16 protein-coding genes and 2 pseudogenes are annotated in these 19840 nt (G+C 58.8%); 6 read left to right on the forward strand and 12 right to left on the reverse strand.

Going from position 1 to position 19840, the window contains the following annotated elements:
* Positions 1-375: 375 nt before the first annotated feature.
* The 10 genes from ACVMB0_RS01555 to ACVMB0_RS01600 all read right to left on the reverse strand — a co-directional run bounded on the left by ACVMB0_RS01555 (position 376) and on the right by ACVMB0_RS01600 (position 10592).
* Positions 376-1236, reverse strand: a complete 861-nt coding sequence (locus ACVMB0_RS01555; protein ID WP_461345093.1) for a host specificity protein — start codon at positions 1234-1236, stop codon at positions 376-378.
* Positions 1237-1659: 423 nt separating this feature from the next.
* Complete coding sequence (fdxB, locus tag ACVMB0_RS01560; RefSeq protein ID WP_461345094.1) at positions 1660-1959, reverse strand: ferredoxin III, nif-specific; 300 nt, start codon at positions 1957-1959, stop codon at positions 1660-1662.
* 3 nt (positions 1960-1962) lie between these two features.
* Positions 1963-2172, reverse strand: a complete 210-nt coding sequence (locus ACVMB0_RS01565; protein WP_461345095.1) for a CCE_0567 family metalloprotein — start codon at positions 2170-2172, stop codon at positions 1963-1965.
* 8 nt (positions 2173-2180) lie between these two features.
* Positions 2181-2645: a NifX-associated nitrogen fixation protein gene (locus tag ACVMB0_RS01570; RefSeq protein ID WP_461345096.1), complete on the reverse strand. Its 465-nt coding sequence runs from the start codon at positions 2643-2645 to the stop codon at positions 2181-2183.
* Between the two features lie 6 nt (positions 2646-2651).
* Positions 2652-3047 carry a nitrogen fixation protein NifX gene (nifX, locus tag ACVMB0_RS01575; protein WP_076828194.1) on the reverse strand — a complete coding sequence of 132 codons (396 nt, stop codon included), beginning with the start codon at positions 3045-3047 and terminating at the stop codon, positions 2652-2654.
* Positions 3044-4450, reverse strand: a complete 1407-nt coding sequence (gene nifN / locus ACVMB0_RS01580; RefSeq protein WP_461345097.1) for a nitrogenase iron-molybdenum cofactor biosynthesis protein NifN — start codon at positions 4448-4450, stop codon at positions 3044-3046. Before nifN ends, nifX begins: the two co-directional genes overlap by 4 nt.
* Positions 4451-4459: 9 nt before the next feature.
* Positions 4460-6106 (reverse strand): nitrogenase iron-molybdenum cofactor biosynthesis protein NifE, encoded by a 1647-nt coding sequence (gene nifE / locus ACVMB0_RS01585; RefSeq protein ID WP_461345098.1) that lies wholly within the window; start codon positions 6104-6106, stop codon positions 4460-4462.
* Between the two features lie 90 nt (positions 6107-6196).
* Positions 6197-7753 carry a nitrogenase molybdenum-iron protein subunit beta gene (gene nifK, locus ACVMB0_RS01590; protein ID WP_461345099.1) on the reverse strand — a complete coding sequence of 519 codons (1557 nt, stop codon included), beginning with the start codon at positions 7751-7753 and terminating at the stop codon, positions 6197-6199.
* Positions 7754-7817: 64 nt separating this feature from the next.
* Positions 7818-9320, reverse strand: a complete 1503-nt coding sequence (gene nifD / locus ACVMB0_RS01595) for a nitrogenase molybdenum-iron protein alpha chain (RefSeq protein ID WP_461345100.1) — start codon at positions 9318-9320, stop codon at positions 7818-7820.
* A gap of 390 nt (positions 9321-9710) precedes the next feature.
* Complete coding sequence (locus ACVMB0_RS01600) at positions 9711-10592, reverse strand: LysR substrate-binding domain-containing protein (RefSeq protein WP_456710920.1); 882 nt, start codon at positions 10590-10592, stop codon at positions 9711-9713.
* A 139-nt stretch (positions 10593-10731) separates the two neighbouring features.
* Between ACVMB0_RS01600 and ACVMB0_RS01605 the strand changes: the two genes are divergently transcribed.
* From ACVMB0_RS01605 to ACVMB0_RS01630, 6 genes and pseudogenes are all read left to right on the forward strand, one after another.
* Positions 10732-11481, forward strand: coding sequence for an SDR family NAD(P)-dependent oxidoreductase (locus ACVMB0_RS01605; RefSeq protein WP_461345101.1), 750 nt, complete (start codon positions 10732-10734; stop codon positions 11479-11481).
* 20 nt (positions 11482-11501) lie between these two features.
* Positions 11502-12347: a transketolase gene (locus tag ACVMB0_RS01610; RefSeq protein WP_461345102.1), complete on the forward strand. Its 846-nt coding sequence runs from the start codon at positions 11502-11504 to the stop codon at positions 12345-12347.
* A complete protein-coding gene (locus ACVMB0_RS01615) occupies positions 12344-13354 on the forward strand; it encodes a transketolase family protein (protein WP_461345103.1) in 1011 nt (336 codons plus the stop codon). The genes ACVMB0_RS01610 and ACVMB0_RS01615 overlap by 4 nt, the downstream gene beginning before the upstream one ends.
* 160 nt (positions 13355-13514) lie before the next feature.
* Complete coding sequence (locus ACVMB0_RS01620; RefSeq protein ID WP_461345104.1) at positions 13515-14540, forward strand: TRAP transporter substrate-binding protein; 1026 nt, start codon at positions 13515-13517, stop codon at positions 14538-14540.
* Between the two features lie 3 nt (positions 14541-14543).
* Positions 14544-16427, forward strand: a complete 1884-nt coding sequence (locus ACVMB0_RS01625; RefSeq protein ID WP_461345105.1) for a TRAP transporter large permease — start codon at positions 14544-14546, stop codon at positions 16425-16427.
* A 496-nt stretch (positions 16428-16923) separates the two neighbouring features.
* Positions 16924-17081 (forward strand): annotated as a pseudogene (locus ACVMB0_RS01630) (transposase); the annotation flags it as partial.
* 183 nt (positions 17082-17264) lie between these two features.
* Here ACVMB0_RS01630 and ACVMB0_RS01635 read toward each other — a convergent pair.
* Positions 17265-18512, reverse strand: a complete 1248-nt coding sequence (locus ACVMB0_RS01635; protein ID WP_461345106.1) for a cysteine desulfurase — start codon at positions 18510-18512, stop codon at positions 17265-17267.
* Positions 18509-19832, reverse strand: a pseudogene (gene sufD, locus ACVMB0_RS01640) (Fe-S cluster assembly protein SufD). The gene ACVMB0_RS01635 and the pseudogene sufD overlap by 4 nt, the downstream one beginning before the upstream one ends.
* Positions 19833-19840 lie beyond the last annotated feature (8 nt).

Here is a 19840-nt window from a genome sequence, read left to right on the forward strand (position 1 = left end):
CCGTTTGGTCCCACCCGATGGCACACCTCGTGTTCTTCACGACCGCCAACTACGCAACCCGTTGAGTGATACCAGATTCAACGGAAGTACTGACATCGTGAGCGCAATGGGTTCTCGCATTTTCCTCAGATTGCCGCTCAAAAGCCGGATTAAAGCAGGTCCTCTCCCAAACGGCACCAAGGCCCTGCTGGCTCGGCGCCGCAGGCCCTCCGGCACGCATGAAACACAAGACCGGCCCAGCTCCACCAACCAACTCACGAACTGGTATTTGGCAAGCATAAGGGAGCGCGACGTGGCGCGCGCTCCCTTCAAGGCTACGACTTCCGCTCGGGCGCGAGCAATGGCGAAAAACCGATCAGTTCCGCCGCGCTCCCACTATTCCGAATCGTCTTGCCCAACCGCCAATCCTCGAAGAGCGCGTTCCAAATAATACGAAGGATCATCGTCAGATGAATCCGTCTGAAAGCTCTCCTGACTATTGCTATCGCTATCTTCGACTTTGGAAAGATACTTTGTAGGCTTGCCTACTCGCTGCCACTCGTCGTTCTCGTTCTTTGTCCACACGTCGGGATGCTGGTGAGGATCGAGCACCCAGTGATTGCGGCCCACGTTAATAAAACCCATTTCCGCCAGGCGTGGTTCCACCTCCTCAACGGCAGGACGTGACAACACCAACGGATGATCACCGTCCATTCGCAGTTGATGCTCAAGCAGGATATCTCCCGCGTTCTCGACCAACGGATGAGTGACGCGTAGATCTACCACCGACGTAATGTCGTTTCGTCCGAACTGTTGGCGAAACTGGTCCCCCTTGATCCGGACCGGGCCTCCCGCTCTTAAGAGGCCGACACTTTCGTCACCCAGCTGATAGCTGAAAAATCGGGCGGGCTTATCCGGATCATCGTACGTGCTGGTATAGCCTCCAGCGACAGTTGCGGCGCGCTCGGCTTTCTCCGAAACGAACTGAGAGTACTCTTGCGGGTTGCTCGCGATGTGCCTGATATCACGACCCAGGAATTTCCTCACGCCCTCCATGAAGTCTTCTCGATCGAAGATCTCTATAATGGGTGGATCGGAACGCAGAGAGTATGGCGCCGCTGCCCCCGACGACGACCCACCTCGTTCCAGGCGGCCAACTGTCTCCGCGAAACGGGGGCTATCTCCCGCCTCGCTCGAATCATCAGCCTGATAAGCGCTTGTGGACTGGCTGGATGAGCCAACGGTTCTGCCATACATCAGATCGCTCTCCTATCGGCGAATTGCACGCAATCGAGCTCGTGCCGCGCAAGCTCCGCCGATGAGGATACCGAATCTAGCTGACCACAACCTGACCGCAGCACCGCCCCACTCCGGGGCCGGCAAGCCGCCTCCCGGAAGAAGGGCAGCGACTCGGCAACCGTAGGGCCCGCCCAATAGGCGAACCACGCGCCCCTTGTCGCGGACGGGCAATCAAGACTTGGCGCTCGACATTGCTGCGCTCGACCAGCACGAAAATAGCCGGTCAACTATTTTGGAATTGATCTTGGTCTCGGACATTCGAGCACGCCGCCTGATCGGCATGCGTGCTCACCTGATCAGGTGCGCGTCACCTCCCCCTGGCCCACGTGGCGCATTGAGTGCATGTATCTTCTCTCTGCTGCCGGACGAAGCGGCCTCCGCTCAGGCGACTTCAGCTCCGGCTGAGGCGTGGATCTGGCAATTGGCCGGGCACACCCTGGCGCAGGCGCCGCAGCCGATGCAGGCGCCCTCATCGTTCAGAACCATGATCTTCTTTTCGATCTCATCGTCCGCGTCATCGTCTAGATCGACAAGGTCACCCTCTTCGCTGATTCCTTTCAAAGTCATGACATCTCGACCGCACACTTTGAAACAACGGCCACAACCGATGCACTTCTTGTCATCGATCGATATCAAGTATTCCGGTATCCACTCGCGGCCATCGCGCGCTGCAAATGACATAAGTCAGCCCCTCTGGTTATTTTCCAGCGCCTTCAAATCATGACTCTTGCGCTCGAGTTCGGCATAGGCATCGTACGCCTTCTGCGCCACCGTCATGATCGAGCCCCAGTTGACAGGTAATTCTTCCGACAGGTCGTGCAAATCCATTTTGGCTTGCAGCGCTTTGCCTGACAGCTTCTTCAGTTCTGCTTTCAATGCGTCACGATCGTTCATGAGCGCCCTCAATAGTTCGCCACGTCCGGAAATCTGCGAACCATCTCGATTCCGTCGTTGACATATTTGTCGCCTTCCTCTGCCAGCTTTACGAGATTAGCGAAGCCGAAACGATGCACATCGCGTAGCTGCTTGTTCACGGCGATCAGCCGGCCAGCGATCAACACCACGCGGCCGAAGCCTTCATGATGCAGCTTCATAATGGGCTGGATCATCACGCCGGTGACCCTCTCGATCGAGAGCGCGACCGCGTCGAAGAATAGTTCAAGCCGCCACAGCGTGTCGGGATCGGGATCGCCGACAATAGGTAGGGCGCGCCGCTTCTCCTTATCCAAGATATAGGGTTCGAGCAGGTCGATGTCGCTTTTCTTCGTCCAGGCGCCGTTGGCATCCTGAGCACGCCAAATCTTGATCAATTCCATGAGGAACGGTGTGCCGATGCCGCTACCCTCTCGCACTATTTCTTCGGTCATCTCACCTCATTCGTCGAACTCAAACGCGCGGCGCTGGTCCTTGGCCATGGCCTTGCGCAGCCAGGGAGGTGGCGTTCCCTTCAGTACGTCCTGAAGCTTTTCAAGCAGCTCCAGGATGCTTTCCGGCTTGCTCACCTTGATGGGATGAATCTTGTTGGCCACCACCCGCGCGGCACCAGCACCGCCGATGGCGGCGACGTACAGAATTGCGCATTCCTTGATTGCCTCGATCTTCGGCGCCAACTTATCGTCATTGCCGTCCTCTTTGAGATCGCCCTCAAACTCAATTGCTTTAAGAAAGACGTGCCCGCCCGGCGCGACATCATAGATTGCGATATTCTTAGCCCAACCGAAATGTGCATCGACCCGTCTAAGATCTTGCGTAGCGAATGCGACCTTCATGCAATGGACCTCTCAGCTGTGCCAAGCGAGCTGTGGCCGGCTCGTCGCGGCGGTGGGGGCGGAGCCCGCCAGCTATCCGGCGTAGGCTGATGGTTCTCCTCTCGGTCAGCAATCACGAGATTGGCGATATCGAAGATCATGTCCCGTGTACCACGGTAGCCGACGGATAGCTGGTGTCCTGCACCAAGCCGATCGAACATTGGAAAGCCCGCGCGATAGAATGGGATTTTCAGCCGAGCCGCCGCTTGCCTGCCATGCGAATGCGTGATCAGCAGGTCGCATTGCCTGGTTCTGGCAAGCTCTTCGAGATCCTCGAGATCGCCAATGAAGACTTCCTCGGTCTTCACTCGCTCAATAACGACCGACTGCGTGGTTGTCACTGCTGCGGTCACCTGCGCACCCATGTCATGCAGCATACTGGACAGGTCGAACAGGAGGTCTGGCTCGGCGGCAATCGCAACTCTGCGACCACCAATATGGAAGTGCGCGTCCAGCATTGCATCGGTGAGTTGGCCACGCTGCCGCCGATATTTCACCGGTACTGGCCGGCCGCTGATCTCGCTTAAAAAGGTGATAAATTCGTCGTTGGGGTCGAGACCGCAAAGCCGTTCGAACAGGCGAAATGGCACGCCGGCCTTGGCCTGCAGGACCTCCGCCGCGCGTCGCATCTGTGCGCCAATTGCGATCGTCCATTGAGCGCGTCCCATGCTCGCAATTTCGTCGATGCCGATGCCGCCTGTGGTTGTCGGCATAAACTCATCGGGGATATGCCCATCAAGCGAGCCTGCCAGATCAGGCAAAAAGGACGGCCGCAACCCGAAATCCTCCAGGATGGCCCGGAGTTCGTCTAGATCACCGGGGGTGAGGTGGCATCCTGGAAGAACATTCACCTTGGACGGGTCGCGCAGTCCACTCGCGCCCGGCCGCTCGACCAGCGCCTCCACAATGCGCACCACAGCCTTCTCCCAGCCGTCCTGGAACGCTCCCTTGAAATCGGGTGTCGAGACATAGACCAGCGGCAACTTCGCAAGTTGCGGGTGCTTGTCGCGGATCAGCTTGAGGTAAGCATCGACATCGTCGCCATTGGTCTCTGTGACCCCAGTCGAGCAGATGCCGACGATCTTTGGCTTGGCTCGGCCGTAGATATTGAGTATCGCCTGCTCGAGATTCTCGTAGCCACCGAGCACGGTTGCGACCTCGCTCATAGCGGTGGTTTGCAGCGGCACTGCCTCCTTGAAATGCCGCACGAAGAGCGTGAGCCCGAAGGATGTACAGCCTTGCGAGCCGTGCAGAAGCGGCATAGCCCCACGCAATCCCATAAAGGCGAAGGCTCCACCGATCGGCTGGCTCATCTTCAGCGGATTGACCGCACAAGATTTAGTAGACGCTTTGACGAGGGCCATAACAGGTCTCTATTCTGCGGCCTGTGGCAGGGCAGATGGTGAGGCCGCCAAGATTCCCTCGATGCGCCTGTTGCAGCAGCCGCCGACCGCATTGGTGTGCTTTCTGACAGCCTCCACGCTGATCAAGCCATGCGCGGTGATTGCATCCTCGATTGTTCCGCGATCGACCTTGTTGCAGGAGCAGATCTCCTTGGCGCGGCGCGCCGTTTCGTCGAGCGCAGGATCGCAAGCGATCTCGGCCAGCGGCGATCGCATCTGCACCATAGCCTTCGCCAAGACCTGCCATGGCGCTGGTTGACGCAGTTGCTCCCACATCGGATTAGAGAGCGACTTATCGATCTCTTCCACCAGTTTGACCATTCCAACATAGCCTAGATAGGCATGGCACCGCTCCTGGTTGATATCGATCCAGGGCATCGCCGCCTTTAGTGCGACAAACTGCGATTTGCCGCCCGACAGCATGATGTCCGCTTCCGCTTCTTTCAACATTCTGTACATTTCGCGCGGCGTCATGTCTTCGATCATGTGGGCATCCTGCCCCATCAGCTCCTTGATGCGTTCCTTGTCCTGCTTGGTTGATTTCTTTACACTGGTTCCGACCAATTCGAGGCCAGCTTCCTGCAGTGCCGCGACGACCGACCATGACTTGACGCCGCCGGTAATCAACAAGACCTTTTTGCCTCTGAATCGTGGCTTGTACGGTTGGATGGCAGCCCAGGCGCGCGCTTCCTCGCGCGCGATCACCGCATCAGTGCGCCCGAGTAGCTCTTTGGGAGCTCCGCGCTCGACCAACAAGCGGGCAATCTGGCGAAGCGAATCACTCGAATCCTGAATACCGTAGAACGCCCCCTCGAAGAACGGGATCCCGTAGCGTTCCTTCATCCTGCGCGCGACGTTGATCATAGATTTTGAGCACACCAACATCGCCGCCCGCGCGCGATGAGAAGAAGCGACCTCGCGATACTTTCCGTCGCCAGAGATGCAGGAGAGAATCCGGATTCCGAGCTCGTCCAGCAACGGTTTAACTTGCCAGAGCTCTCCCGAAAGGTTGTATTCTCCGATCAGATTGATGTCGTACGGCGTTGTGTAGTCCGGCTCCTGCGTTCCGATGACATGTTCGAGCAGGGCCTCGCCGGCGAGCTTGTTACCCAGGTTCTTGGAGCCAACGAACCCGGGGGAATTGATCGGGATCACTGGCTTACCGAACCTTTGAGACGCCGCCTTGCAGACCGCATCGATATCGTCGCCGGTCATCGCCGGGATGCAAGTCTGATAGACGAAGATCGCGGGAGGGTCCCACTTATCGATGATTTCTTTGATTGCTTTGCACAGCCGCTGCTCGCCTCCGAATACGATATCGGTTTCGGTCAGATCGGTTGTGAATGCGGTCCGCCACAGGTTCAAGCCAGAAGACGCGGAGCCGCGATTGTCCCAGGAGTTGCCTTCGCACGCAATCGGACCGTGCACCAGGTGAGCGACATCGGTAAACGGCTGCAGCGCGATCTTGGCACCGTCGAAGGCACAGCCCCCCGCAGCACTGCCCGGCTGCAGTTGCTTGGTGCAGCCCTTCCTGCGTTCAGCCTCCGACTTACTGCCATTCTTGGCGCAGCCCGGCTCGTCGAAAATATTCTGGACCGTAGCCGCCAGCGAACTCATCCGTTTTCCCCTCAGCGGAAGCCAATTGAAAGGTTTAATGCGTTTGTGCCATCGCCGGGTTCGGCGATGGCACGTGCGTACTATTCGTCATCAACGAATGATGTCGAAGCTGTAGTCGGTTTTGCCAAGAAGGTTGGTCTTCTTGTCGATTTCGTCGAATATCTTGTCGAGGATCTTGACCAGCACATTCAGGCCGCCCTGATAACCCCAAACGGGCGAGCGGTGATGGTGATGCCGATCAAAGACTGGAAAGCCAATTCGGATCAGTGGCGTTCCAGTATCGCGCTCAAGGTACTTGCCGTACGTGTTGCCAATTAGAAAATCGACCGGCTCGGTAAACAGGAGCGAGCGCATGTGCCAGAGATCCCGGCCAGGGTAGACTTGGCAGCCCTGCCCAAACGGCGAGCTTGCAAGCAGCGCTGCCATTTTTGTCTGCCATGCCTTGTTGCCGTTGGTGGAAAGCACATGGGTTGGCTCGGCGCCCAGTTCGAGCAGAAAGGCAGCCACCCCATAGCAAAGATCCGGATCGCCATAGATCGCAAACTTCTTGCCATGGATATGCGCACTGGAATCAGCGATGGCATCGACCAAGCGGCCACGCTCTCGTGCGAGTTGCTCCGGAATGTCTTTGCCTGCGATCCGTGATAACGCCACCAGCAAGTCATCCGTTGCGGATATGCCAATCGGGTAGTTGAAGGATACGACATCCTGCCCATGCTCGGCCACGAATGGCAGCGTTTTCTCCGTACACCACTCCTGCATGGAGATTGTCGCCTTGGCGTGAACGGCGTTGGCTGCGTCTTCCAGCGTGGTGCCACCGTCGTACATCCGGAACTCGCCATCTGTCGGGGTGTCGAAGACTTCGGAGTTGTCGGCGAGTATGGTGTGCTGGATTCCCATCAACTCCAAGATGCGCTTGATCTCGCGAAGGTTACCGACGGTATAGCCATCGAACCCGCCGATGATGTTGATGGCTTGGTTCGGCCTGCGCTCCAGCTTCGGCGCTGTTCCGGCCTTGCCGTCCCAAAAATGCTCCAAGATGCCCTTGAGCGCGTTGTCGTAGCCGGTGACGTGGCTGCCGACGAAGGCGGGCGTGTGGGCGAATGGCACGTCGAACTCCGCCGGAACCGAGCCTTTCTCCTTGGACGTCTTGATGAAGGCGTTCAGGTCATCGCCGATCACCTCAGCCATGCAGGTCGTGGAGACCGCAATCATCTTAGGTTTGTACATGTTGTAGCTATTGGCGAGACCGTCGATCATGTTGTTCAGGCCACCGAATACAGCAGCGTCCTCCGTCATGGACGAAGAGACGCAGGAGCTCGGCTCCTTGAAGTGTCGCGACAGATGGCTGCGATAATAGGCCACGCAGCCTTGCGAGCCGTGGACGAAGGGCAGCGTGCCTTCAAAGCCGACGGAGGCGAATACGGCGCCAAGCGGCTGGCAGGCCTTGGCCGGGTTTATCGTTAGCGCCTCCCGCGAAAAGTTCTTCTCGCGGTACTCCGGAGTTTTCGTCCATTCCTTGATACGCTCGACTTCGGCTGGCTCGCGGGGATCCTCGAACATCTTCTTCTTATCCAGCATCTGCTGGTATTCTGGACCGCGGAACAGTTCGAGATGGTCGAGCACGTGCTCGGCACTTTGCGCCATTATTTAGATCCTTTTACTATCGAAATTGATCGCCCACTCTCTGCTGAGAGCGTGACTTATTGCCCTATTCTGCAGCCAGGAGCTTTGCGCTCGGCGTTTCCTTCCAGGGCGCCTTCGTCTTTTTCCAAACAGGCGAGTTGACAGCCATGTCCATGTCGCGCGCGAAGATCGCAAAGCCGTCATAGCCGTGATATGGACCCGAATAGTCCCAGGAATGCATCTGCCGGAACGGCACACCCATCTTCTGGAACACGTATTTTTCCTTGATGCCCGAACCGATGAGGTCAGGCTGGAGCTTTTCGACGAAGCGCTCGAACTCGTAGCCATTGACGTCGTCATAGATCAACGTGCTGTCCTTTACGTAGTTCTGAGCGGTGCGCTGATAGTCGTCGTTGTGGCCAAACTCGTATCCGGTACCCACGACTTCCATCCCGAGGTCTTCGTACGCGCCAATCACATGACGCGGACGAAGCCCGCCGACATACAGCATGACCGTTCGGCCCTCCAGGCGCGGGCGATACTTCGCAACCACCGCGTTCACCAGCGGCTGGTACTTTTCAATCACCCGCTCAGCCCCTTCCTTGATCTTGTCGTCGAAATAAGCGGCAATCTTTCGCAGCGATTCTGCGATCTTTGAAGGTCCAAAGAAGTTGTATTCGCACCAGGGGATACCGAATTTCTCTTCCATGTGGCGGGAGATGTAGTTCATGGAACGGTAGCAATGAAGAAGGTTAAGCTTGGCTTTCGGAGTTGCCTCGAGCTCAGCGAGTGAACCGTCCCCGGACCACTGCGCAATCACGCGCAGACCCATTTCCTCCAGCAGAATTCGCGATGACCAAGCATCGCCGCCGATATTGTAGTCGCCGATGATAGCAACATCGTAAGGCGTCGGCTCGAACTTTGGCGCGCCGTCGGCCTCGAGCTTGTCGAAGATCCAGTCACGTACCGCGTCGTTGGCAATGTGGTGACCTAGTGACTGCGACACGCCACGAAAGCCCTCGCAGCGGACCGGCACGATGGTCTTACCTCCATACTCCTTGGATTTCGCTCTTGAGACAGCCTCGATATCGTCACCAATCAGCCCGATCGGGCATTCCGATTGGATAGTGATGCCGTTGTTGAGGGGAAACAGCTCCTGGACTTCGTCAAGAACTTTGACCAGTTTCTTGTCACCACCGAATACGATGTCCTTTTCCTGGAAGTCGGAGGTGAATTGCAGGGTCACGAAGCTATCGATTCCCGTCGTGCCAACGTAATAGTTGCGCCGCGATCCCCACGAATACTGACCACAGCCAACAGGACCGTGGCTGATATGGACCATGTCCTTGATCGGCCCCCAAACCACGCCCTTGGATCCCGCATAGGCGCAGCCTCGGATCGTCATCACGCCGGGTATGGATTTGATGTTGGACTTCACCCCGCAGTCGGACTTGCCGGCCTGGTGAACGTTGAGGTGTTTGGCACGCCTTTTCGCGGTTTTCTCCGGATAGACTTTCAGCACCTCCTCGATCAGCTGTTTGTTGCGAGCCCTGATATCTGCGATACTCTGGGTCGTGGCGAGACTCATCTGATGTCCTCAAGGTTAGCTGTTGCAAGAGCGGCTTCTGACCGGGACTTTTGCAACCAGCATGCCAGCGCCTCGTGAACACAAAACCCATAACGATTAACGGCAGTTAGCGCGTCTCGCGCGGGTGCAACACCGTTGTTGCGAACGCGACATCGCGCTTTGCTCGCAGACTTCTTGGTTTGACCTGTTCGAAATGGAACAAGGGCGAGCTATGCGCGAAATGGCCCCGCTCAGCTATCAGCGCGTGTTTTCGTTCTAGACGTGAATCCATAAATCTGCCGAGCGGAGGGCTTGCCAGAATCCGCTATGGCCCGATAGCGACCAAATTCCGCAGCGCGACGAAATAACGCGAACGGCCAGGAGCGGACGTCAGCTCCAGCTCGCGCTCCACTATAAACTTGGCGCAATCTCAGACCTGATCCATTCCACGAAGGTCTGCAAAGCGCGGCGCTGACGGCCAGCGCGCGGGAACACTAGATGATGACCAACGTAGCGGATGTCGGTGGAGCGGCCAGCCAGTGGCGCTATCAGGCGCCCCGATGCTATCTCACTTTCAGCCAAGCGAGTTGATTCCAACGTCACGCCAACCCCGCCGCAAGCCATGGCTATTGCGAGGAAGCTACGGTCGAATCGCATTCCATGGATTGCTGGAGGTTCGAGCCCGTTCGCGGCGAACCATTGATACCATTGAACCTGCTTCACGTCGGAGCGAATGAGAACTTGGCTCAACAAATCCTTTGGCTGGCGGATTCTCTTCGCGATCTGAGGAGCACACAGAGGGGTGACAGTTTCCTCACCAAGCGGGATCACTTCGAGGCCCTCACCGCGAGGTGAACCGTAGACGATGTCCAGGTCGAAATCGTCGTTCGTGAAGCGGGCGTACTCCGTATTGGCGGCGAGCCGAACCTCCAGTTTCGGTTCGGCCGCGAGAAATTTGGTCAGGCGCGGGGCCAGCCATTGCGCTGCGAAACTTGGGGCACAATGCACCCTCAGGAGCTTCGGCCCGCGACCTGCGACTTCTTCGATCCCGCGCCGCAAATTGTCGAAGGCCGCACCGGCGTGGCGCATCAGGTTCTCGCCAGCGGGCGTTAGACGGACGGAACGAGCACTCCGCTCGAACAGAACGGTGCTCATGGTGCTTTCCAGCTTGCGGATCGCGTGGCTGACGGCGCTCGGCGTCAAATGCAACTCGTCGGCCGCGTCGCTGAAGGAGCCAGTGCGCGCAGCCGCTTCGAAGGCCCGGATGGCGGAGATCGGGATGCTCGACAGCAGCATACCCATAAGTGAACCAGATTCACACATCCAAGACAACTGCGCGTTTGTCCCGGCCGGCCCCTCGGCTCTAGCAATGGGGCAAGAGGACCGGCTGCCTACCGCGGCGTCCAAAACGACAGGGACAGGGAGGATTCGAATGCTGCTTCGCGGCAAAACGGCGATCATCACAGGGGCGGCCTCGCCTCGCGGGATTGGCCTTGCAACCGCCAGGCGATTTGCCGAAGAGGGCGCGCGGGTCGCCATCCTCGACATCGACGGGACCGCTGCGCAAGCCGCCGCGCAAGGCCTCGGCGACGCTCATATCGGTATTGCTTGCGACGTCGCCGACCAGGCTTCGTGTCAGAAGGCAGTCGAAGCTGTCGCTGACGCTTTCGGCCAAATCGATATCCTGATCAACAATGCCGGCATCACACAGCCGGTCAAATTCCTCGACATCACGCCGGCCGACTGGGACCGTATCCAGGACGTCAACCTGAAGGGCATTCTGTTTCTGTCCCAGGCAGTGATCCCGCATATGCGGAAGCAAAAATCGGGATCGATTGCATGCATGTCGTCGGTATCGGCCCAGCGCGGCGGCGGCATTTTCGGTGGTCCGCACTACTCGGCGGCGAAGGCGGGGGTCCTTGGGCTTGCCAAGGCGATGGCTCGGGAATTTGGCGCCGATGGTATCCGCGTCAACTGCGTCACGCCAGGATTGATAGGCACCGACATTACCTCCGGCAAGCTCGACGACGAGATGAAGGCGAAGATTCTGGAAGGCATTCCGCTCGGACGGCTCGGGGAGGCCAAGGACGTTGCCGGCATCTACACATTTCTTGCATCGGACCTCTCGGCATACGTCACCGGCTCCGTGATCGACGTCAACGGCGGGATGCTCATTCACTAAGAGCAGCGATGGAGAGAGAGATGTCAACGAGTGCACTTGTTAACGCGCCTAGCCTTTCGCAGCGTGCGCGCAACATTCGCCGCAACGCCCTGCGCATGGGCGAAGTTCAAGGCCAAGGCTATATCGCGCAGGCGCTCGATATTTCCGACGTGTTGGCGGTCGCATATTTTCACGCGATGCGCTACCGGCCCGAGGAGCCGACCTGGGAAGATCGCGATCGTTTCCTCCTTTCCAACGGTCACTACGCGATCGCCCTTTATGCCGCACTGATCGAGGCCGGCATTATCCCCGAAGTCGAACTCGAGACGTATGGCTTCGACGAAAGCCGCCTGCCGATGTCAGGCATGGCGTCCTACACGCCCGGTATGGAAATGTCCGGCGGGTCTCTGGGGCTCGGACTGAGCATCGCGGTCGGCATGGGCCTCGGGTTGAAGCGCAAGGGCTCCAAGAGCCGCGTCTTCACGCTGTTCTCGGACGGAGAGCTCGACGAGGGTTCAAAGTGGGAAGCAATGATGTCGGCTGCACACCACAAGCTCGACAATTTGATCGCGATAATTGACGTCAACAACCAGCAGGCCGACGGCCCTTCGAGACAGATGATGGGGTTCGAGCCGTTGGTCGACAAGCTCGAGGCCTTCGGCTGGTTCGTACGTCGAGTCGACGGCAATGACCTGGACGCCGTCGTGGCAGCATTCGACGCAATGATTTCGCATCCCGAGCCGCAACCGAGGATCATCATCGCCGACACTCTCATGGGCAAGGGAGTTCCGTTCCTCGAACAGCGAGAAAAGAATCACTTCATTCGGGTCGAAGCGCACGAATGGAAATTGGCGCTGGCAGAACTTGATGCGGGAGACGGGTCATGAAGTCGGTTACCTCAGGTACGCTCGGAAAACCTCGGCTCACCACCTCCGCGATGATCGCGTCGATCGCCGCCGAGGGACAAAAGACAAAACCAGCGCCGTTCGGTCACGCACTTGTCGAATTGGCCCGGAGCCGCCCCGAGGTGGTGGGCCTCACCGCCGATCTGGGCAAGTACACGGACCTGCACATTTTCGCAAAGCAGTTTCCAGACCGCTACTATCAAATGGGTATGGCAGAGCAGCTCCTCTACGGCGCGGCTTCGGGCATGGCGGCTGAAGGATTCATGCCCTTTGCTACGACGTATGCGGTGTTCGCCTCGCGGCGCGCCTACGATTTCATCCACCAGACGATTGCAGAGGAAGACCGCAACGTAAAGATCGTCTGCGCCTTGCCCGGCCTCACTTCCGGCTACGGCCCAAGCCACCAGGCGGCGGAAGATCTCGCGCTGTTCCGCGCAATGCCGAACATGACCGTGATTGATCCCTGCGACGCTCATGAGATCGAGCAGATCGTTCCGGCCATCGCGGCGCATCACGGGCCCGTATATATGCGGCTCTTGCGTGGTCAGGTGCCCCTCGTCCTGGACGAGTACAACTATCAATTCAGGCTCGGCAGGGCATCCTTGATTCGGGACGGTCGGGACGTCTTGATCATCTCCTCTGGAATTATGACCATGCGAGCGCTGGAAGCCGCAAAGGAACTCGCCGGTGATAGCGTGGACGTAGCCGTGCTGCATGTACCGACAATCAAGCCGCTCGACCACGGAGCGATACTGCGCGAAGCAGCGAAACCCGGCCGTCTCGTCGTGGTCGCCGAGAACCATACCATCATAGGCGGGCTCGGAGAGGCGATTGCAGCGCTGTTGATGCGCTCCGGCGTCCATCCAGCCTTCCGCCAGATCGCGTTGCCCGATGAGTTCCTTGCCGCTGGGGCGCTTCCCACGCTGCACGATCGCTACGGCATTTCGACTGCCGAAGTTGCAAGGCAGATCAAGGGGTGGCTGCGCTAAACGCGCAACCTCGATCGTCAACTTCGAAGAGAAGAATCGCCTACGCGGCGCCGCCGCGGAGAACGATGGCCGCTGCCTGACGGCCGGTGCCCGAGAACCGGCCGGAATTGCAGAAGCGTGCTGCGGCCGATCAACAGACCGATACTCAAAGGAGGAAGCAATGCCCCAACGAAAATCGACTGCCATCACCCGCCGCCATTTTCTCCTTGCCGGCACGGCCGTCCCGTTGTGCACCGTCCTCAGCCGCCCGGCCGCCGCCGCAGAGTTCACTTACAAGCTCGCGACCGGGCAGGACCCCGCGCATCCGGTGAATGCTCGGGCCAAGGAGGCCGCCGATCGCATCAAGGAAGCGACGAGCGGGCGCCTGGAAATCAATCTTTTTCCCGCCAACCAGCTTGGCTCGGATACGGATCTGCTGACGCAGGTTCGCAACGGTAGCGTCGAGTTTTTCAACCTCTCCTCTCTGATCCTCGCTACCCTTGTACCCGCCGCCGGCGTCGTAAATCTCGGCTTCCTCTTCCCCAACTACGATGCCGTCTGGAAGGCCATGGACGGCGAACTGGGCGCTTACATCCGTGCGCAGATCGCCAAGACGCCCATCATGGCGGTGTCCAAGCCTTGGGACAACGGCTTCCGCCACATCACTTCGTCGGGCCGTGAGATCAAGACACCGGACGACCTCAAGGGCTTTAAGCTCAGGGTACCTGCCGCACCCAATCTAACGTCGCTGTTTCTTGCGCTCGGGGCAGGACCAGCTCCGATCAACTTCAACGAGGTCTATTCCGCGCTCCAGACCAAGGTCGTGGACGGTCAGGAAAATCCCCTTCCGATCATAGCAACGGCGCGCCTATATGAGGTGCAGAAGACCTGCAGCCTGACGGGGCACGTCTGGGACAATTACTGGATCCTCGGCAACAAGCGCGCGTTCCAGAAGCTTCCGCAGGACGTGCAAGAGATCGTGACGCACGAGCTCGATCGCTCGGCCAACGATGAACGAGCCGACATCGCAAAGCTTAGTGCATCCCTCCGCACCGATTTGACGGCCAAGGGGATGCAATTCCTCGACGTCGACCGATCTGCCTTCCGGCAGGCGCTGGCAAAGACGAGCTTCTATACCGACTGGAAATCCAAATTCGGCGCAGAGGCCTGGATTCAACTTGAGAAAGCCGCGGGCAAGTTGGGGTGAGCCATGGAACATGCGCAAATGGACGGGGCGACACTTGCTCTTCCTGAGCCTGCCGCCGGATGGCGCAAGGCTGTTGTGAACCTGAACAAGGCACTGAAGCCCGTCGTCGCCATTCCTGCCGCATTGCTGGTCATTGCAGAGGTGATAGTCCTTTTCGTCGGCATCGTCTCTCGCTACGTGCTCCATACCCCGATTGTCTGGTCGGATGAGCTCGCCGGCATCCTGTTTCTGTGGCTGGCGATGCTGGGATCGGTCGTCGCCTTCCAGCGGGCCGAGCATATGCGGATGACGGCTATCGTTGGCATGATTCGCCCGGAAGCCAGGTTGTTCCTTGACGTCTTTGCGACGGCTGCCTCGTTCGCGTTCATGCTTCTGGTGGTTCGCCCCGCCTACGAGTTTGCAGCCGACGAAGTCTTCGTCACAACTCCGGCTCTGGGCATAGTCAACACTTGGCGCGCCGCCGCCCTGCCGGTCGGCATCGGCTTGATGCTGGTCGTTGCCACTCTAAGGCTGGCAGCCACGGCCAACGTGAAGCACCTCGCGGCTGCAATCGCTGCGGTGGGAACGCTGATCGGAGTTCTCGCGCTGCTCGCACCGATCCTTAAACCGCTCGGCAATCTGAACCTGCTGATCTTCTTCGTGTTTATCGTTGGCGCCATGGTTTTCGCAGCGGTGCCGATCGCCTTCGCGTTCGGCCTAGCGACCATCGGCTACATAACGCTGACGACCAGCACACCCAACGTGGTCGTTATCGGTCGCATGGACGAAGGCATGAGCCATCTCATCCTGCTTGCGGTACCGATGTTCGTGTTCCTCGGCTTGTTGATTGAAATGACCGGGATGGCCCGCGCCATGGTCGGTTTCCTCGCCAGCCTGCTCGGCCACGTTCGGGGCGGCCTCCAATATGTGCTGGTCGGTGCGATGTATCTGGTCTCGGGTATTTCGGGGTCCAAGGCGGCCGATATGGCAGCGATAGCGCCTGTGCTCTTCCCCGAAATGACCAGACGCGGCGCAAAGCGCGGTGATCTCGTCGCACTCCTCGCGGCGACCGGCGCTCAGACCGAGACGATCCCCCCATCATTGGTGTTGATCACAATCGGATCGGTGACGGGCGTGTCGATCGCGGCCCTGTTCACGGGCGGGTTAGTGCCGGCGATCGTGCTGGCGGTCGGACTGTGCGCGGTGGTGTGGTGGCGGTACCGTGGAGAGGATTTGTCGCACGTTCAGCGGGCGACCAGGCGTGAAATCGGCCGTTCCTTTCTGATCGCGATTCCCGCCATTGCCCTTCCATTTGTGATCCGCGCTGCAGTGGTCGAGGGGGTCGCAACAGCCACCGAGGTCTCGACGATAGGCATCGTCTATTCCGTATTGGCCGGGCTTTTTATCTATCGCCGGTTCGATTGGCGTCGCCTCTATCCGATCTTGGTTGAGACCGCGGCTCTTTCCGGCGCGATCCTCTTCATCATCGGTGCGGCGACGGGGATGGCCTGGGCTTTGACCCAATCGGGCTTCTCGGCATCACTTGCGAACTTCATGACCTCCTTGCCGGGTGGTGCACCGATATTTCTGATCGTCACGATCCTTGCGTTCGTCGTCCTGGGAAGCGTGCTCGAAGGCATCCCTGCCATCGTGCTCTTCGGTCCGCTGCTTTTCCCCATTGCCCGCCAGGTGGGGGTGCATGAGGTCCACTATGCCATGGTCGTCGTTTTGGCGATGGGGATTGGACTTTTCGCGCCGCCATTCGGCGTCGGCTACTATGCGGCGTGCGCCATCAGTCGGATTCATCCCGACGAAGGCATGGGTCCGATCCTGGCGTACATGCTGGCCCTGCTCCTCGGCACGGTCATAGTGGCTGCTGTGCCGCGGATTTCCATAGGTTTCCTTTAAAATCTGCGAAACTCTCAGTTGCGGAGATCGTCCGCACCTCTCTCCTTTCACCGCGGTCAGACGGACGCAAGGGTGAGCTTCTGGCGAGCTAGACAGGTTGTTCGCACAGTTCTTTGCCCCTCGTGGAGGCAACGATCCGCCTTCCTCCGGGCGCGGAGCGACGCACGGCGTTCAGGGCCATAAGACCATGGATCGCGCATCGACCAGATCGCCATGCGAGTTTTCGAAAAGGCCTGACGTGAATGCGGGTCGCCCCTTCGCTCGAAGCTCCGATTATTTTCACGACAGCGCGAATAGCCTCTGGAAGGACGGTCTTACGTCATGTCCACTTCGGTCATGGACGACCGGATCGAGCCACTAGCATGCCCGCCCAAGTCCTCTATGCCGTCGAAAGCGGAAGTATACTCAGAGCGTTAGCGGCTCGGCCGCGAGGCGTTGCCGGTTGATGGCGCGGGCCCGAGACATGATTCAAGCTCCGAAACCGGAGATTCAAATCATGCGGTACGAACTCAGCGATTACGAATGGACGCCATCAAACCGATGCTGCCAAACAAGCCGCGCGACGTTCAGCGCATAAATGACCGTCGCGTGCTCAATGGCATCTTTTGGGTCCTGTGTGCCATGACGCGACCTGCCTTTAGAACTACGACCCCGCGCTCGACGAAGGCGGACGCAAAGAAGAAACGGCTGCAAGGTGCCCTGGCCGAAGAGGATTGCCAATGCGACCTTTGCTTGCCGAGACCTGCGATGATGATGATGATGCTCAGGAGCACGACGTCATTCAACTTCGCAGCTCAATGCAGGCTCAATCTCACCTCAACGCAGCTCGCTCGCCGATCATGCGAATAGCTGGCGTGCCTTGATCAGCGCGTGCACGAGCACATCAATTTCTTCACGGGTGTTGTAAAGTCCAAGGGACGCACGGCATGTTGCCAGTGCGCCGAAGCGCTTGAGCAGCGGCATCGCGCAGTGCGCCCCCGCCCGCACCGCTACACCGGCGCGATCGACGACGGTGGCAATATCGTGCGCATGCGCACCTTTCACATCGAACGAGATGATCGGCCCCTTCTCAGCCGGCGCCCCGATCATGCGCACACAGTTGATGTCACCGAGCTTCTCCCGCGTGTAAGCGAGCAGTGCGCTCTCGTGCTTGCGGATCTGCGCCTTGCCTATTGAATTGATGTAATCCACGGCCGCGCCCAACCCGATCGCCTCGACGATCGGGGGCGTACCCGCTTCGAACCGGTGCGGCGGATCACCATAAATGACGCCGGAACATGAGACCTCGCGGATCATCTCGCCGCCACCATTGAAGGGCGTCATCGATGCCAGATGCTCGAATTTTCCGTAAAGCACGCCGATTCCGGTCGGACCATAGAGTTTGTGGCCGGTCATGACGTAGAAATCGCAATCAATGTCGCAAACATCGGCGCTCAGATGGACGCATCCCTGCGAGCCGTCGACTAACACCGGGATACCACGTGCATGTGCGACTCTGACCAGCTCTTTTACCGGCAAAACCGTGCCGAGCACGTTCGACATCTGTGTGATTGCAACCATCTTGGTGCGGGAGGTCAGCAGTCGTTCAAATTCATCGAGCAAGAAGTTACCGTCATCATCTACTGGTGCCCATTTGATCACTGCACCGAGCCGCTCCCTAAGAAAATGCCATGGCACAATGTTGGAGTGGTGCTCCAAAATTGACAGGACGATCTCATCACCCGGGCTGATGCGCTCTCGACCGAAAGTCTGTGCGACAAGATTGATCGCCTCGGTGGCGCTGCGGGTAAAGACGATCTCTTCGTTCAAATGCGCGTTCACAAACCGCGCTACCTTGGTACGGGCCCCCTCATACGCCTCGGTTGCTGCATTGGCGAGATAGTGCAAGCCACGATGAACGTTGGCATATTCGCTGGAGTACACCTGCGTCATGCGGTCAAGCACCGCATTTGGCTTTTGCGCGGACGCAGCGTTATCGAGGTAGACAAGCGGCTTGCCGTACACGGTCATGGCCAGCGCCGGAAAATCATTACGCAAACGGTCGACCTCGTAACGACCATTGCTGACCGCGGGATGTTCGCTCATTGCCGTTCCTGCAGCCAGTGTTCAGCCTGCGCGGTCACAAAATCGCGCAGGTTATCGGCGGAGATCTCCTCAATCGACTCTCCAATGAACGCTTTAATGAGCAACATCTGCGCATCCTTCTCGGACAGCCCCCGCGCGCGCAGATAGAATACGAGATTGCCATCCAACGCTCCTGAGCTCGCTCCGTGGCCGCAGGTCACGTCGTCGGCCGAGATTTCAAGTTCCGGCTTATTGTCCGCCTCGGCCTGGTCGGATAAGAGCAGCGCTCGCGTCGACAGGCTGGCGTCGGTCTTCTGGGCGACGGGACGAACGACGATTCTGCCCTGAAACACCGAGCGGCCGCGATCATCAACGACCGCGCGGAATTTCTGCCGGCTGGTGCAATGCGGCACGGCGTGGTCGACCACGATTGTTGTGTCGGCGTGCAGTTCATCTTTGATGAGATTAACCCCATTCGCAGAGAGCTTGGATCCCTCGCCACCCAGCGTCACGAATCCCTGATAGCGATTGATGGAGCCGCTGCACGTCATGCTGAAGAGATCGAGCTTAGCTTTCGTGCCGACCGCGATGATCGCCGACGAGATGTTCACCGCATCGGCGGCGTCAGCCGCGATGCGGATATGCGAAAGGCTCGCCTCGTCCCCAGCCAGGGCGATTAAGACATCGTTGGCCTGATAGCGGCTCGCGCCTTCGACCGAGATGAAACTTTGCACCACGGTCGCCTGCGCCCCTTTATCCAGCTGCAGATATGAGCGGGTAAAAGCGGACACCGACGATCCCGTCGCGACCTGAACGATTTGAATAGGGCGTCTAATTGTGTTGCCTTCGGCAATCGAAATCACCAGACCATCTGAGGCCATTGCCGCATTGAGCGAGATCACCGCATCGTCCGTCGTCGAAAGCACCAAACCGGCCATTGCGCCAGTGGCCGAATTCTCCAACAGCTCTCGCAGTGACTGCACATGAAGCTCATTTTGCAGCTCGCCGAGATCCGATAGCTCGGGCGAGAATATGCCGTCCACCAAGACCAATTTGACCGCCTGATCGACAGCCACTCGTCTGGCCGCCCCCTTTGCGCGCGCCAACGCCGCCGTGTCCGGTCGCGGAGCGAGTGGCGATACCTCGCCGATCAGGGCGCGCAGATCCGTGTATCTCCAGGCCTCCATGCGCCGATGCGGCAGGGCCGGCGCGCTCATAGGCTTCGAATGCCCTCGCACGGATATGGGGAACGAGGCCCGCGCCAGGCAGCCGTCCGAGCGCAGCTGCGAGAAAATTGCTCGTTGCGCACCCGGCATCGGCCTTAGCCAATACATGCTTCATGGGGGAAA

The sequence above is a fragment of the Bradyrhizobium sp. USDA 4451 genome (genome assembly GCF_054822585.1).